Consider the following 14,846-nt stretch of genomic DNA (forward strand, 5'->3'; position numbering starts at 1 on the left):
AGGCAACGAATTGTATTTGCAATATCGACCTTGCAAATACAAAGAAACGGAAAAGCCTGGCAAAGACCATTCCATCTCTCTGTTGTCTTATAAATATTTGTTCTCAGTAGACATCATATCATTCCACGTTTCCGTTTTTCAACTGGTTGTCAACCAAATTTGTCAACTCTACGAATTGCAGTATCGTCAGTTGTTCAGGACGCTTTGTCATTAGTTCATGAGTAAAGAATTCATCATCATTCTTCAATTTTGAGAATATTTGCCTCAGAGAAACGCGTAACATCTTGCGCCGCTGATTGAAAACGGTTTTTACTACACGTTTGAAAAGATTCTCATCGCAACCGATATTCTGAACGTCGTTACGCGTCATCCTTATAACAGCACTTTTTACCTTTGGTGGAGGGTTGAACACATTTTCGTCTACTGTGAAAAGATACTCAACATTATACCATGCCTGAATAAGCACACTAAGTATACCATATTGTTTGTTTCCTGGCTGCGAAGCAATTCGCAGTGCTACTTCGCGCTGTATCATTCCTGTGCAGCATGGGATAATGTCGCGATTGTCAAGCATTTTGAAGAAAATCTGTGACGATATATCGTAGGGATAATTGCCTGTCAATACGAAAGGGCTGCCAGAGAATACGGCATGCAAATCCATTTTGAGGAAATCTTCACCGATTATGTTATCTCTCAGCATTGGATACGCTTCATTGAGGTATTCCACTGATTCCCTGTCTATTTCCACCACCTTGACTTCTCTTCCCTTTTGTGTGAGATATTGTGTGAGGACTCCCATTCCCGGGCCAACTTCAAGGATCGGAATATCCGGACAAGCGTCAACTGTGTCTGCTATCGCCTTTGCCACATTTAGATCCGTAAGGAAATGTTGTCCTAAATTTTTCTTTGGTCTTACAGCTTTCATCAATCAGTTTCGTTTCTATTTCAATTGTATTGTGATGCAGGAGAGGTCATTTCAGTCTAGATTCTCAAATGACAACGGCATCAGATTCTTAATCGATTCAATCACATATATAGCATTCTCACCATAAAGCACAATATGCAGTGGCTGTTGATATCTCTTTTCTATCTCTACCATCACCTGCCGGCATGATCCACATGGTGATATTGGCTGTTTAGTGAATCCGTTTTCGGTTCTTGCCGCTATGGCAATGGCCAGAATAGCCTTTCCCGGTTGTTGTGCCTGGGCGGCGAATATTGCAGAACGCTCAGCACATAGAGTGACACCGAAGGCGGCATTCTCCTGATTGGCGCCGATGATGGTGCTGTCGTCAGACAATCTTATTGCTGCTCCGACTCTGAAGTGGGAATATGGCGAATAAGAATTGGCCGTAGCCTGTTTTGCCAAATCCACAAGTGCTTTGTCCTGTTCGTTGAGCTCATCATATACGCAAGACAATATCTCGATTTTTACATTGATATTTTCCATGATGTCTGTTCATTTTATGGTTTCATTTTATTCTTGTTCTTTAACTGGCTCCACATATTCATAACATCCCAAGTCTGGTTCATCGTCCCTCTTTCGTCCTTCTCTGTCAGTAGGCATGTAATAATTGTCTTCCTTGGTGCCCTTCCCGATGGCTTTGGAAACATTGCTCAGATGAAAATCAAAATGCTGTTTGTTAATATCCACCAGTTTGAAGTTTTTCTCTCCACCATAAACCGTGTCGGTAGCTACGGAATCAGCATCCTCCCATATCACATTCTTGATGTTATCTCCATTGTCGATGGAGTCAGTCCTGAGAATACAGTTCTGGAACTTGTATGTATAAGAAATTGTGGAGTCTGCGACAGAACCCATCACTACGTCATCAGCATATCCTGTCACGATGGAGTTGATGCAATCCATTTGATACAATGGGTATTTGTGGAGTGTTTCCCCGTCATTTTCACCATTGCTGAATCTTAAGGCAGCACCTCTGTTGGAGTCGAACGGATAGAATTGTGCTATGGTACAGTTCAGAAGCAATGCCCCTCCACCATGTATGGCAACGCAATCATTGAGAGTATTTGTCAACTGGCTGTTTCTCACATCGACTACACTGTTTACAGAACGTAGTCCGTAGCCTTGACAGTTATGCACTATGCTGTTATAAAATTTCAGCTTTAGTCTGCTGACATCTGAAGAGTCGCAGACGATGCCATTGAAAGTACTGTGCACATCGGTAAAGTTCATAACGTTTTCGTATGATGACGAATGGAAACGGATACCGTTCCATTGTCCGCTTACCATGTCATAGGGCAGATAGTCGAACATACGGTCGGTACGGTCGCCTCTGAACACAATGTTTTTTTCCGGAGTGCCTTCTGCCACGAGTCTGCCATAGACGTCAAGCCCGGCTTTTGAATGGAAATACAACGTTGTTCCTGGTGCTATGGTTGCAGTTGCAAGGCTATCGATGCGCATGTTGCCGTAGACTACAATCGGTCTGTCCGAAGATATCAACGTATCGTGGCTTACTTTGAGATCTTTCAATATCTCGGCATCCCACGAATATGCGTTGAGATTGATCTTCTGCTCCACGCCGCTTTCAAGTCTGAACACAAGATTGTCTTCTATTAGCTGAGGGTCAACCTTGTTTGTCATAGGGGATGTCAGTTCCACATTGACAAAAACACTGTCCTTGTTTCTTATTTCCAGATTTGCAGTCTGAAATCCGGATTCCTTGCCGAGATATGTACCGTCGACGTTCACACGGAAACCAGACTGGTTCCCATTAGCGAGTCTGACGTTAGAGCATCTGATGCCATCGCCCGATTTGTTATATACCCAGAAAAACCTTCTGCTTGTGGGCACTCTCGAGAAGACTGTGTCCATGCTTATAGTGTCTGTAGAGAACGTGAGAAGGTGGTCTGGCGACGTCGTGAAGGAGTCGTCGTCAGTACATGCGGACATAATGACTGTCGCTGCAAATGCTAATAAGAATTTGTTAACAGAATATTTCATTAAATACATTAACGATTATTACTCTGAATTATTGTATTTTCTTTCAATAATTGCATTATTGCATAGTATGCAAAGCCTCACGCCATCCTTTTGTTTTATGAGGTTAGGGCTTTGCCTTTCGGCAAAGTCCTATATGGAAAGCTTACAAACTATCTATTTCCTGCAGCCAGAGGCTGGAATCTGCATCTGACGGCATTCTCCAATCGCCTCGCGGACTAAGACTCACGCTGCCCACTTTGGGACCATCTGGAAGACAGGAACGTTTGAACTGTTGATTGAAGAAGCGTCTTGCAAATATTGACAGCCAATGCTTTATGGTATCATCGCTGTATGTTTCCACTCTATTGTCAGTTCCATCAAATGCCTTCTTGGCAAGCAGGAATATTCTTGACGGCCGATAGCCATAGCGGAGGAAATAGTAGATGAAGAAATCATGTAATTCATAAGGACCGACAAGGTCTTCTGTCTTCTGTGCGATGTTTCCTGCCTCATCGGCTGGTGTCAATTCCGGGCTGATAGGTGTGTCGATGATGTCGAGGAGTGTATCACGCGTCTTTTCATCCACCTCATTTTCTGCCACATGGCGCACCATATGCTTTATCAGAGTTTTAGGAATACTTCCATTGACACCATACATGCTCATGTGGTCTCCATTATAAGTAGCCCATCCCAATGCCAGTTCGGAAAGGTCGCCAGTGCCAATCACCATACCTGACAGCTTGTTGCTTAGGTCCATGAGTATCTGAGTGCGTTCTCTGGCCTGTGAATTTTCGTATGTCACGTCATGAACGTTTATATCCTGGCCGATGTCAGAGAAGTGTTGTTTCACTGAATCGGCGATGCCGATTTCCCGTATCGTAATTCCGAGTCCTTCCATCAGGGACATGGCATTAGAATAAGTCCTGTCAGTAGTTCCGAATCCAGGCATTGTAACTCCTACTATGCCTTTGCGGGATAACCCAAGTTTATCAAATGTCTTCACGCATACCAGCAGAGCCAATGTGCTGTCGAGTCCTCCACTTATACCGACTACCACGGTTTTGCAGTGGGTATGCACGAGACGTTTGGCAAGTCCCATCACCTGTATAGAAAATATCTCGTCACAACTATCGAACATATCATCTGTTAACGGGATGAAAGGCAATGGATTGATTTTTCTGATGAGCTCGAAATCTTTCTCTGCCACGGGTTGTGCATCTATTATTTCAGCCACATGGTCGCGTTGAGCGTTGGCATAAGTACTGTTTGAACGACGCTCATTGCGCAATTTCTCCACATCGATCTGAGAAATGACGGTCTGTGGGTCAAGGCTGAAGCGTTGGCCTTGAGTCAGAATGTTTCCGTTCTCGCAGATGAGGGCATTACCGCCATACACCACGTCTTGTGTGCTTTCGCCAAAGCCACAGCTACTGTAGACATACCCCGTTATCGTACGGGCGCTCTGCTGCGAGAGCAACTTTTCCAGATAGCTATGCTTTCCTATAAGGTCGTCGCTTGCCGAGAGATTGAATATCAGTTCTGCTCCAGAAAGGGCGAGTTCGTTGCTCGGCGGATTTGGCGACCATACATCTTCGCATATTTCCACGCCGAAAGTGACACCATCGTATGTACGGAATACTTTATGGCTTGCCGATAGTTTCACCGTCCTGCCTGCAAAACGTATTTCTGTGGGCTTCAGGTCTTGCGAAGACGAGAACCATCTTTTCTCATAAAACTCGCTGTAGTTAGGCAGAAATGTTTTCACTACCACCCCCAGGATAGTTCCTTTTTGAATAACCATGCCGCAATTGAGCAGCAAGTCACCAGCCACGATTGGTACACCAACTATGCTTATGATGTCCAGACTGCGAGTGAAGTCAAGGAGTTTCATCACCGAAAGCTCTGCCTGTTCAATAAGGAGCCGCTGGCGGAAAAGATCCTGACAGGTGTATCCTGTAATTGAAAGTTCCGGGAACACGATTATCTCGACGCCCTTGCCTTCTGCCAGGGCTATGGCATTCTCTATCTGCTGCACATTGTATTGGCAGTTGGCAACCTTTACCGACGGTATGGATGCTGCCACTTTGATAAAGCCGTTTTGCATGTCTCTTGGTATTTTTATGAAAAAATCATCAGTGGATGGTTACCTGTGTGGCTCCGTATCCGTACTCCTGGAATGAAGCGTCCTGATATGTATACTTTTTGTACTTGTATCTCAATTCTCTGATTATGGCATTTCGCAACACGCCTTCGCCCTTGCCGTGGATGAAGATGATTTTGAAACCTTTCTTTTGCTTGAAACTTTCCAAAGTCTCACGGAACTTGTCAAGCTGAAAATTCAGCATGTCTGTATGCGACATGCCCGCTGTAGTGTCGAGAAGTTCATCGATATGTAGGTCAACGACAAGCGGCTCATTGTCATTTCTCTTGTGAGCAGTCCGGGCAGGAGCGGTAATCTCGATGCGTTGCTTTTCTATTATCTTTTCCTTCAGGTCGTCTGCCTCAATGGTGAGCGTCTTCATCGGTACTCCGTTCTCGACGACAGACATCACGAGAGCGTCTTCATCAAAGAAGTCGTTTTCTCTGAATGTGTGGAGCTTATAAAACTTTACAGGGTCTACTTTCAGTTTCACATCTAAACTTGGCTGAAGCTTGAATGGCTTGTCCGTTTTATACGCGTTGATTTGAATAGCTCCATTCTGGAAATCCTGCACATCATCTAATGTAAGCTTTGATATGAGCAGTTTGGTATTAGGTTCCAGGACGTTATGCGCAAGGAGTTTGTAGTCGTCTCCCTGCTGAAGTGAATATGTGAACGAGAGGAAAAAATTGCAGTCATTGATGAGATACATGAAGAATTCCGTCTTACTGATATTTTGCTTGTCTTTTGGAACAAAACCCAAATACAAGTTTATCTGGTCTGAATTCTCACGCTCATACACGTGTAGAGCTTTGGGAACGTTGCAATTCTGGGCAACAGGAGCGTTTGCCATGGCATTGGCGTGTGACGCCGGAATGTCTGGTTCCTGAAATTTCGGTGTTGTGGCTCCTGATAGCATTTTCGCCTGTTTGTCGTCGTTCACCACTACAAGGTCTTGCACCTGAGTCGGCACCTGGAATCCGTCTTCGTCTTCCACAATAGCAATGTTGTTGTTTTGAAAGCCAACGACAACTCCACCGCCTTTCTCACTGATGAATCTTACTTTGTCTCCTATTTTCATTTTTATTGTTTTCTTTTTTCGTTATGGTATTAATAAAGAGCTGTCGCCATAGCTCAGGAATCTGAACTCGTGTGACAATGCATAATCGTAGATTGATTTCCAATCGCCGTTGACGAATGCGCTGACAAGCAGCAGCAGAGTGCTTTGGGGCTGATGGAAATTGGTGACAAGCATCTTGACAATCTTGTATTCGTAACCCGGTACGATAATTATCTGTGTGGAGAAATGAATGGTGCTTATCCTCTTTGCTGACATATAGTCAAGAATTGCGTTTATCGCCTCTTGTGGTTTGAGTTTCGGCAGGTTCTCGTCGTAAGGTTCCCATTGTCCTATGTGAAGCTTGGACTCTTCAATTTCTTTATCCGCGTGTAACTTTAGTCCCAGATAATATAGGCTTTCAAGGGTTCTTACGCTCGTTGTACCCACGGCAATAGTCTTGCAGTCGTGACTTATGAGCTTTTCGAGTGTACTCCTATGCACACAGATGAACTCAGAATGCATATCATGGCCTCCGATTTCTTCGGATTTTACAGGTTTGAACGTGCCGGCTCCTACGTGCAGCGTGATTTCCTCACGGTCGATGCCATGGTTGTCGAGATCGGAGAGCACAGAGTCTGTGAAATGCAGTCCTGCGGTCGGCGCAGCCACACTTCCCTTTATCTTGGAATATACCGTCTGATATGTGGTTTTGTCACTCTCCTGTGTCTCGCGGTTGAGATAAGGCGGTATAGGCAGTTCACCCATCGCCTCAAGTATATCTGCAAACGAGACCTTGTCGCCGTCCCAGGAGAAACGTATGAGATGCGAGGTATGATGTTCCTCAACATAGTTGGCGCGTAATGTCACGCAGATTCCCTTGATGTCAACCTCACGCTTCAATTCCTGTCCTTTCCATTTTTTCAGGTTTCCAACGATGCATAGCCATGAGCACTCTCTCGTGGTCTGAAACATCTGTTCATAGTCAGCGGGAGTATGGGGCTCAAGAAGAAATATTTCGATGAGAGCTCCTGTATCCTTTCTGAAGTGGAGGCGTGCCTGTATCACTTTCGTGTTGTTGAACACCATCATAGCACCCTTTGGCAAATGGCTTGATATGTTGTGGAAAATGTCTTCCTCTATCTTTCCGTGGTTGTATATCAACAACTTGCTTTCGTCTCTCTTTGCCAATGGGAATTTTGCAATCTTCTCATCTGGCAAAGGATAATTGTAATCGCTGATTCTTATCTGTTTTACGTCCATTTCCATATTTGATAAATTCTTTAAATTTGCTTTTATAACTTGGTGGATGCCATGTCTTGATGATATAGCCAAACTGTCTACATCAGGTAAACAGGTGGTTTGCATCAGACAAATAGGTTGATTACATGCAATAAACAGGCGGCTTATACCAGACAAACGTTATGTTTCCGACCTGCAAACTGGCTATTTTAACTTATAAACGATCTTAGTATGGCATAGAGAAACAAGAGTGACATTGTGAGCAATACAATGTCGATAGTAATTATTGTATAGCCTTTAGAAGTATACTGGCTGGAAATGAATTCCACATCGGGAAACATCCTGTCGTAGACCTTGAGATATACTAAATATAAAAGTAGTCCAACAAGTGCTCCCCAAGCCATGCCTACCAACACGTCGAAAGGATAATGCATTCCGAGGTACAGCCTTGTGTAGCAATTAATCAGAGCCCATGCCGTCATTGCGACAGTAAATTTCCTGTTTCTCACCAACAGTGAGAAGAACATTGTCAAGCTGGTGGTGTTTGCTGCGTGTGACGAGAAGAAACTGAAGTCTTTGTTGCTCATATCCCCTACTGTATATATTATTCCGTCAAGCATGTCATCGTTGATAGGTCGTGTCCTTCCTATCATAGGCTTGATGATAAAGTCACAGATTCCTCCAGAGAACATCACGCAACCGATTCCACACAGTATTATCAGCATTATCTTGGTCATGTTGTCATTGTTGCTTATCACGAGATAAAGCAATGCGATATAGAGCGGTATCCATGTGAACCCGGAAGTCAACGTAACCATCAGTCCGTCGAGGAACGATGATTCGCTGCCATTGACCATCTGCAATATGGCTAAATCTATATTCCCTGTCATTTTCGATATTTAGATTTTCTGAATTTGAGAAGAATGAAGCCATCCCTCCCTATTGTCACCTAGCTTTACGTGTTTCCAGTCTTTCATCGAGTCTTCTATGATGTCAACACGTGTTCCTTCATGTATTACTGTAACACTTTTCCCTTTATCATCAGGCACGTCTTTCAGCTGCAACGATGGCACTACCACGATTGCTCCTCTCCGATTCTGATACTGGCTCTTTTGTTGATATGCACAAATCTGGGAAAGTACGAACAGAACGGCGAAAAACATTCCTGCAAAGAAGCCAACTTTGCGTCTCGTTACCTTGACCGAAAGTAGATATAAAGTGAAGAATGCCAGAGTGAGCACGAGAGAAAAAATTGACAATGCCGCCCATGAGTCGATACCCATAATATTGACCAGCGACTTATACCATTGCACCAGGAACATCTCTGCTTCCGGTGTGATCTTGTCTATCGTCTTTGACTGTGCTATCTGCAGATTCAGCTTGATGTCGTCGTCGCTCGGCGACAACAATAGTGCACGCTCATAGCTGAGTATGGCAAAAGTAATGTTGTCTGTACGGTAATAGGCATTGCCAAGGTTATAATACAAATCAGCACTCTTCGTGGTCTTCAGCAACTCGTTATAATCTTTTATTGCCTGCTGATAGTTGCCTTTTTTGTACTCGTTGTCAGCATTCTCCTTTGTTATTGCGGATGCAGGCAATGCTGTCAGTACTAACAACATGAGGACGAGAATCAGTTTATTTGATTTTTTCTTGCTGTCCTTCAGTGAATCTTCTATCTGTGTTATCGTATTCATTGCATCTTCGAAAATAGTATTCATGTCATTCGACATAGAAGACTGTGAATATCGTTCCAGCTCACAGGCATCAATGATTCCGATGAACTTCGTTGACAATTCTTCTCCTACACCGTTGGCAAGCAAAACACTCTCCACGTTGTTCCTGTTGAGCTCTCCGGCTGAAAGATTAAACTTCTCTTCGGCATACCCCCACATGGCTTTCAGTATATCCTCATAGAATGTGGAACTATTTCCTTTCAGCATTGAGTCATTAGCTGCCTTCAAGCGCTTCAGGGCAAGCCTGTTTGCAAGACGACGCTTGCTTCTCACGGTGTCCTTGCCCAAAGAGATGTATTTTCTCGAGGCAACGGTCAGCAGTGAGAATGTCAGGATTATCATGGTGATGAGTACCCAATATCCTGTAGAACAGAAGAACATGTCGTCGAAATCATGCGAACTCTCGAAACCTTCGTGTATTGGTTGTATATCCTTGTTGCGCAGATCTGACTGATAGTCGCTCACGGACGTTCCGCTTCCATCACCTTTGCCTACTTTAATGGTGAATGGTTGGGTCTTTATTGTCTTGTATGAATTCGTGTTAGTGTCAAAATATGTGAACTCAATGGCCGGAATCGTATACTCGCCCTGATTTCTCGGCACAGCGATGAAATCGTATATCATGTTGCCTTCAAGTCCGTTGGCTGTCACCTTTGTCTTGTCGGTTATCTTTGGGTCATATTTATCGAAATCTTTAGGGAAGTTGACAACTGGAGTCTTGATGAGCTTCAAATTGCCCTTTCCGCTTACCACTACACGCAATGTGAACGGATCGTTGGCCTTGATATCAGACTTGTTCAGCTGCGCACTTATGTTGAATACGCCGACTCCTCCAGAGAACGTTGCCGGTTTGGCGGGCAGAGGCAACACATTTAGCGTTATTCCAGGTGCCACAATGTCGCGTTTCACTTCAACATAAGCCGATCCACCATTGAAAAAGGCTTCCACTGGGTCTACGTCTCTATTCTGCTGAACTACTGATCCCTTGAACACTATGCTTGGTATCTTCAATGCTCCGGACATCTGAGGATACATTATGTACTGGCTCCATGTTACGCAACGATATGGTCTGCCATTGTGGTTTTCGATATGAAAGGATTTCTGTTGAGGCAATGGCACTTCAAGCGTGTGGAAGCCTGTAAGGTCAGGCATGTCACCCTTAAGTGCGTTGAGATCTACCAGCGTATATACTTTGTATGTCAGTATCACAGGCTCCTGTTCATATACCTTGTTCTTGCTTGCACTTACCTTTATGAAGAGATCTGAATTGCGGATTTCAGATCCTGCAGTCCTCATACGTGGTTGGTCGTCAGCTCCATTGTGCATCCTTGGCGTGCCATTTGCCGACATGCTCTTGCCCGTCACCTTTATTTGTACAGAACGTGAAGCGAATTTTCGCCCGTTGGCCACTACTGTGGCAGAAGGAATTCTATACGAGCCAGCTTTCGTGGCACACAGAATATATGTGAATGTCGTAGATGATGAACTGCTGGCATGTCCGTTTATCACCTGATAGCTCGACTGAGACGAACGGTATGGACCCGTTATCACCTCGAGTGCTCCAGGTATGCCGCCGAGATGCAGGTCACCAACGTCTTGCGTGTCAATCACATAAGTCAGTCGGAAATTCTCTCCCGTTTGCACGTGGGAGGGAACTGAGACATGCAGCCCCTGGGCGTGACACAATGATATGGCAAATGCCAATAGTATATTCAGTATAACTTTCTTCATTTTATATGATATAAGTATTTCTGGCGTATAATATAATTATCTCTGGATCACCAATTCTTCTCCAGCCTCCTGGTCTGTTGTTGTTGGCGACTGCGGTTCAACCTTTCTTGAGTCTCTCGTTCCTGCTGCATAGCTGCATTAAGAAGCTGTTCAGCGTTGTCCTTGCTCATCTGAGGTTGATTCTGTTGCGGCTTATCTTGCTTCTGGTGCTTATCTTTCTGCTTTTCCTGCTTGTCTTTATTGCCTTTATCCTTGTTTTTGTCGCTCTGGTTCTGCTGTTTGTTCTTGTCGTTCTGCTTGTTGTCCTTCTGAAGCTTCTTACAGAGTACAAGGTTATAACGAGTTTCATTGTCTGAAGGGTTGTTGCGCAAAGACTCAGAATAAGCTTTTATGGCATCTGGATACATCTTACTGCCCTGACAGATGACGCCTATGTTATGATAAGACTTTGACTTTCTGAACTTGTTCTTCTCAGTGCTTGCTGCCTTTTGGAAGAATTTTACGGCTTCCGACATCTTGTTCTGCATCATGAGGGCACATCCAAGGTTATAAAGGGCTTGCGGGTTTTCGTGATTGATTGACAAAGCCTTCCTGTATCTCACTTCCGACTCAGGATATTGCTTGGCTTTGTAAGCCTTGTTGCCCTGCCGGATATAGTCTCGGTCGGTCTGTGCTGATGCAATCACGGGAATCAGCAGGAGCAATGCTATTATATATTTTCTTATTATCATCATCATTGGTCTCATGTTACATACTGGATGTTATTTCTTGAACAGTTTGATATTTCTGAACAGTGGGTTTTTCACTTCCAGCGTGAGTGCTTCGATTATTATAAGGAAAAGTGCCAGAAGTATAAAAGTCTGATACTGCTCGTCATATTCACTGTATACGGCATTCAACAGGTCGCCCTTCTTTAACTTGGCAAGTTCTTCGTCAAGTAACTCCTGTGCGCTGTTGGTGTTGTCAACATGGATATAAGAACCTCCGCCAGCTTTTGCAATCTGGCGACACATATCCTCGTTGAGTACAGACACGACTTCATTGCCGTGGTTGTCACGCATATATCCGCCATGCCCGTCTGGAATAAGTCCGCCTTTAGGCTGTCCGATTCCTAACACAAATACGTTAATACCCATTTTCTTTGCCTTCTTGGCAGCCTCTATGGCGCCTCCCTCGTGGTCTTCGCCATCGGTTATAAGCACTATGGCCCTTCCCAGATTGTTTTTCTTGGTAAAGCTGCTGCAGCACATATTGATGGCTCCACCTATGTCTGTTCCTTGTGTAGCAATAAGCCCGGGGGTAAGACTCTGAAGAAACATCTTTGCAGACACGAAGTCGGTTGTAATAGGCAATTGTATGAATGAACTACCCGCAAAGACCACAAGACCAACCTTGTCGTCTTTGAACCCATCGATCATATTTTCTATCAGCATCTTGCTGCGGTCTAATCTAGATGGGGCCACATCTTCAGCGAGCATGGAGTTGCTTATGTCCAATGCGACCATTGCCTCGATTCCGGCTCGCTTCTCATTGCTTATCTTTATGCCTGCCTGCGGACGGGCAGCAGCAATTATAAGCAATGCCAATGCCGTGAGCGTCATATAGAACTTTACAAGCGGCCTGTACTTTGAGCGTCCTGGCATCAACCCTTCTTGTAGTGCTTTGTCTACTATGCCGTTTATTTGTTTCTTCTTCCTTCTCGTCTGCACTGTCCAGATTATCATCAGAACCGGTATGACAAGCAGAAGATATAAATATTCCGGATTTGCGAATCTCAACATAATGTTTATGTTTTTTGCTTATATGCTATTTCCTGATTGTATGATGTTGACTCTCAAACTTCTAACGCAGTCTACTAAACTCAGAAAGTTTGTTGTCTCTATCGTTTTCTTGTTTATGTCCCTACGGTTTTAAGGAAGACGCCTGAATACTGTCAACCTCAGCAACATGTCGATTATCAAAATCAATACAGCCGCTATGGCGAATGGGACAAAAGCTTCAGAACGCTTGGAGAAGTTTTTCGTATTCAAACGAGTCTTTTCCAATTTGTCGATGTCCTTGTATATCTTTTTCAGTTCAGCAGTATTTGTAGCTCTGTAGAACTGACCGTCTGAAGTATTGGCAATACGCTGCAAGGTCTGTGTGTCTATATCTGCACGCATGTTAACGTATTTTACAGTTCCGCCCACATTGATTGGATAAGGAGCAAGGGATTTGCTTCCGATGGCGATAGTGTATACGCGGATATTGTAGCTTTTGGCAATCTGAGCCGCCGTTAGTGGTGATATGTCACCCATGTTGTTACTACCGTCTGTAAGCAAGATAACGACTTTGCTTTTCGTCTTGCTGTCTTTCAGACGGGCTACTGCGTTGGCAAGTCCCATTCCTATTGCCGTTCCATCCTGTATCAGAGAACGTTCGGCCAAGTCTGTTCGCACGTTCACAAGCATATTCAACAACGATTGGTGGTCGGTTGTCATTGGACATTGAGTGAAAGCCTCACCGGCAAATATAGTAAGACCGATATTGTCGTTCTCACGGTCCGATATGAAATCAGCCGCAACGGCCTTTGCTGCTTCTATTCGGTTTGGCTTGAGGTCCTGTGCGAGCATACTTGTCGATACGTCCATCGCCAACATGATATCGATTCCCTCAGTCTCTTTTTCGCCCCAACTGTTGCGTGTCTGCGGACGAGCAAGGACAATCACTATCAACACGAACACCAAGACGCGCAGCAGATGAGGCAATTCTATAAGCCGCAACCTAAGACTCTTGTGAACATTCTGATAGGCAAAGGTATCAGCCATTCGGAATGTTGGTTCGTATTTCTTCCTGTAGAGCAGACACCATAATATATATGGTATCAGCAGAAGGAGTAAAAACAAATATTCTATGTTTGCAAATTCCATGAAACTTTCTCTACACGATTAAATAAACCTTATATATCACTACAATCAACGCAAAAAGTGCAGCTGCCGTCAACACGACTATAGCCAGCTTCAATGTCCTGCGCTGACTCTTGACTTTCTTTTCTACTTCATTCTCTTCAACGACTAGCTTTACAGGTTTCTCTTCCTCTTTCTTGGTGTCATTGATGAACGATAGAGCATTGACGAGATTTTGGTCGTTCTCGTTGGCCAATACAGAATACTTTGCGAATTTCACGAGGTCTGCAGTACGGAAAAGACTAACCATCTCTTCAATCGCGCCCTCATTTTCATCCCGGAGCCTTTCTATAATTTCTGAGCTTGTCATTTCCATAGCATCGAAATTGAAGCGCTCAGCTATATACTGGCGAAGGATCATTGTCAGGCGGGTGTAATAACTCTTCTGATCTTCTGAAACAGCCGCCTTCTCTTCTTTTAGCTTTTCTATCTCGGTGATTGCCTTCTGATGGGCAGATACTTTCTTGATGAATTTTATCGGTTTTATTACAGACTTGTTGGTATTTAGTCTGTTTATCAGATATGCAAGCAGTATTAGCAATAATACAAACAATGTTGAATATCCGAAGACCGTTGCCCATTCGCCCCAGCTGAAAGGATTGTCCTGCACGTCCTTCGGACCGTAGAACTTCTCTGTGTGTACTGTATCCACAGGCATCGTCATTACTTTCAATGCGAGATCCTTAGTCTGATACGACTTTCCGTCTACCTTTATGCTCTGTGATGGAATGCAATATAATTTCTCGTCGAATGAAGTAAGCGTATAAGACTTGCTGTATTTTATGAGATTATCTTCAACTCCTAATGTGTCGATATTACTGCACTCCAGTACTTCCACTCCTGGGGTGATATATTGCGATCTTTCGAACTTAGGGAATGACACCTTATGATGCTTCTCATCAAGGGTGACACTAAGGGTCAACTTGGTCTGTTCACCTATCAATATCTGCATAGTGTCGATCTTCTGGTCTATGGTCACCTGCGACCATATCGACATTGTGAGCGACACAAACAATATAGATAGAAATAATCGTTTCATCTTTGTTAT

At 44.1% G+C, this 14,846-nt stretch carries 12 protein-coding genes; all 12 read right to left on the reverse strand.

The genetic code is table 11. The features are described 5' to 3' along the window. Positions 1-118: 118 nt before the first annotated feature. The 12 genes from rsmA to ACDC99_RS04535 all read right to left on the reverse strand — a co-directional run bounded on the left by rsmA (position 119) and on the right by ACDC99_RS04535 (position 14,837). Complete coding sequence (gene rsmA / locus ACDC99_RS04480; protein ID WP_288967287.1) at positions 119-925, reverse strand: 16S rRNA (adenine(1518)-N(6)/adenine(1519)-N(6))-dimethyltransferase RsmA; 807 nt, start codon at positions 923-925, stop codon at positions 119-121. 51 nt (positions 926-976) lie between these two features. After that, positions 977-1,450: a cytidine deaminase gene (gene cdd, locus ACDC99_RS04485; RefSeq protein ID WP_022316468.1), complete on the reverse strand. Its 474-nt coding sequence runs from the start codon at positions 1,448-1,450 to the stop codon at positions 977-979. A gap of 27 nt (positions 1,451-1,477) precedes the next feature. After that, on the reverse strand, positions 1,478-2,917 hold the full coding sequence (locus ACDC99_RS04490; protein WP_370755967.1) for a right-handed parallel beta-helix repeat-containing protein: 1,440 nt from the start codon (positions 2,915-2,917) through the stop codon (positions 1,478-1,480). A 193-nt stretch (positions 2,918-3,110) separates the two neighbouring features. Continuing rightward, positions 3,111-5,051 carry an NAD(+) synthase gene (locus ACDC99_RS04495; protein WP_337478462.1) on the reverse strand — a complete coding sequence of 647 codons (1,941 nt, stop codon included), beginning with the start codon at positions 5,049-5,051 and terminating at the stop codon, positions 3,111-3,113. A 28-nt stretch (positions 5,052-5,079) separates the two neighbouring features. Continuing rightward, complete coding sequence (locus ACDC99_RS04500; protein ID WP_370755969.1) at positions 5,080-6,168, reverse strand: DUF2027 domain-containing protein; 1,089 nt, start codon at positions 6,166-6,168, stop codon at positions 5,080-5,082. A gap of 21 nt (positions 6,169-6,189) precedes the next feature. Next, the gene (locus tag ACDC99_RS04505; protein ID WP_370756907.1) at positions 6,190-7,407 is read right to left on the reverse strand and encodes an S-adenosylmethionine:tRNA ribosyltransferase-isomerase; all 1,218 of its coding nucleotides are present in this window, start codon (positions 7,405-7,407) and stop codon (positions 6,190-6,192) included. A 188-nt stretch (positions 7,408-7,595) separates the two neighbouring features. Further along, on the reverse strand, positions 7,596-8,276 hold the full coding sequence (locus ACDC99_RS04510) for a phosphatase PAP2 family protein (RefSeq protein ID WP_370755971.1): 681 nt from the start codon (positions 8,274-8,276) through the stop codon (positions 7,596-7,598). 9 nt (positions 8,277-8,285) lie between these two features. Next, complete coding sequence (locus ACDC99_RS04515) at positions 8,286-10,853, reverse strand: BatD family protein (protein WP_370755973.1); 2,568 nt, start codon at positions 10,851-10,853, stop codon at positions 8,286-8,288. Between the two features lie 47 nt (positions 10,854-10,900). After that, a complete protein-coding gene (locus tag ACDC99_RS04520; RefSeq protein ID WP_156132542.1) occupies positions 10,901-11,590 on the reverse strand; it encodes a tetratricopeptide repeat protein in 690 nt (229 codons plus the stop codon). A gap of 24 nt (positions 11,591-11,614) precedes the next feature. Further along, positions 11,615-12,634, reverse strand: coding sequence for a vWA domain-containing protein (locus tag ACDC99_RS04525; protein ID WP_370755975.1), 1,020 nt, complete (start codon positions 12,632-12,634; stop codon positions 11,615-11,617). Positions 12,635-12,763: 129 nt separating this feature from the next. After that, on the reverse strand, positions 12,764-13,762 hold the full coding sequence (locus ACDC99_RS04530) for a vWA domain-containing protein (RefSeq protein ID WP_042519651.1): 999 nt from the start codon (positions 13,760-13,762) through the stop codon (positions 12,764-12,766). Positions 13,763-13,772: 10 nt separating this feature from the next. After that, positions 13,773-14,837 carry a hypothetical protein gene (locus ACDC99_RS04535; protein ID WP_370755977.1) on the reverse strand — a complete coding sequence of 355 codons (1,065 nt, stop codon included), beginning with the start codon at positions 14,835-14,837 and terminating at the stop codon, positions 13,773-13,775. Between the last annotated feature and the right edge of the window lie 9 nt (positions 14,838-14,846).

Source organism: Prevotella pectinovora (assembly GCF_041323955.1).
Taxonomy (GTDB): domain Bacteria; phylum Bacteroidota; class Bacteroidia; order Bacteroidales; family Bacteroidaceae; genus Prevotella; species Prevotella pectinovora.

Excerpts from the sequence above, each read along its gene's own strand:
- rsmA (WP_288967287.1), bottom strand. The coding sequence starts at position 925 with ATGAAAGCTGTAAGACCAAAGAAAAATTTAGGACAACATTTCCTTACG.
- cdd (WP_022316468.1), bottom strand. The coding sequence starts at position 1,450 with ATGGAAAATATCAATGTAAAAATCGAGATATTGTCTTGCGTATATGAT.
- ACDC99_RS04490 (WP_370755967.1), bottom strand. The coding sequence starts at position 2,917 with ATGTCCGCATGTACTGACGACGACTCCTTCACGACGTCGCCAGACCAC.
- ACDC99_RS04495 (WP_337478462.1), bottom strand. The coding sequence starts at position 5,051 with ATGCAAAACGGCTTTATCAAAGTGGCAGCATCCATACCGTCGGTAAAG.
- ACDC99_RS04500 (WP_370755969.1), bottom strand. The coding sequence starts at position 6,168 with ATGAAAATAGGAGACAAAGTAAGATTCATCAGTGAGAAAGGCGGTGGA.
- ACDC99_RS04505 (WP_370756907.1), bottom strand. The coding sequence starts at position 7,407 with ATGGACGTAAAACAGATAAGAATCAGCGATTACAATTATCCTTTGCCA.
- ACDC99_RS04510 (WP_370755971.1), bottom strand. The coding sequence starts at position 8,276 with ATGACAGGGAATATAGATTTAGCCATATTGCAGATGGTCAATGGCAGC.
- ACDC99_RS04515 (WP_370755973.1), bottom strand. The coding sequence starts at position 10,853 with ATGAAGAAAGTTATACTGAATATACTATTGGCATTTGCCATATCATTG.
- ACDC99_RS04520 (WP_156132542.1), bottom strand. The coding sequence starts at position 11,590 with ATGATGATGATAATAAGAAAATATATAATAGCATTGCTCCTGCTGATT.
- ACDC99_RS04525 (WP_370755975.1), bottom strand. The coding sequence starts at position 12,634 with ATGTTGAGATTCGCAAATCCGGAATATTTATATCTTCTGCTTGTCATA.
- ACDC99_RS04530 (WP_042519651.1), bottom strand. The coding sequence starts at position 13,762 with ATGGAATTTGCAAACATAGAATATTTGTTTTTACTCCTTCTGCTGATA.
- ACDC99_RS04535 (WP_370755977.1), bottom strand. The coding sequence starts at position 14,837 with ATGAAACGATTATTTCTATCTATATTGTTTGTGTCGCTCACAATGTCG.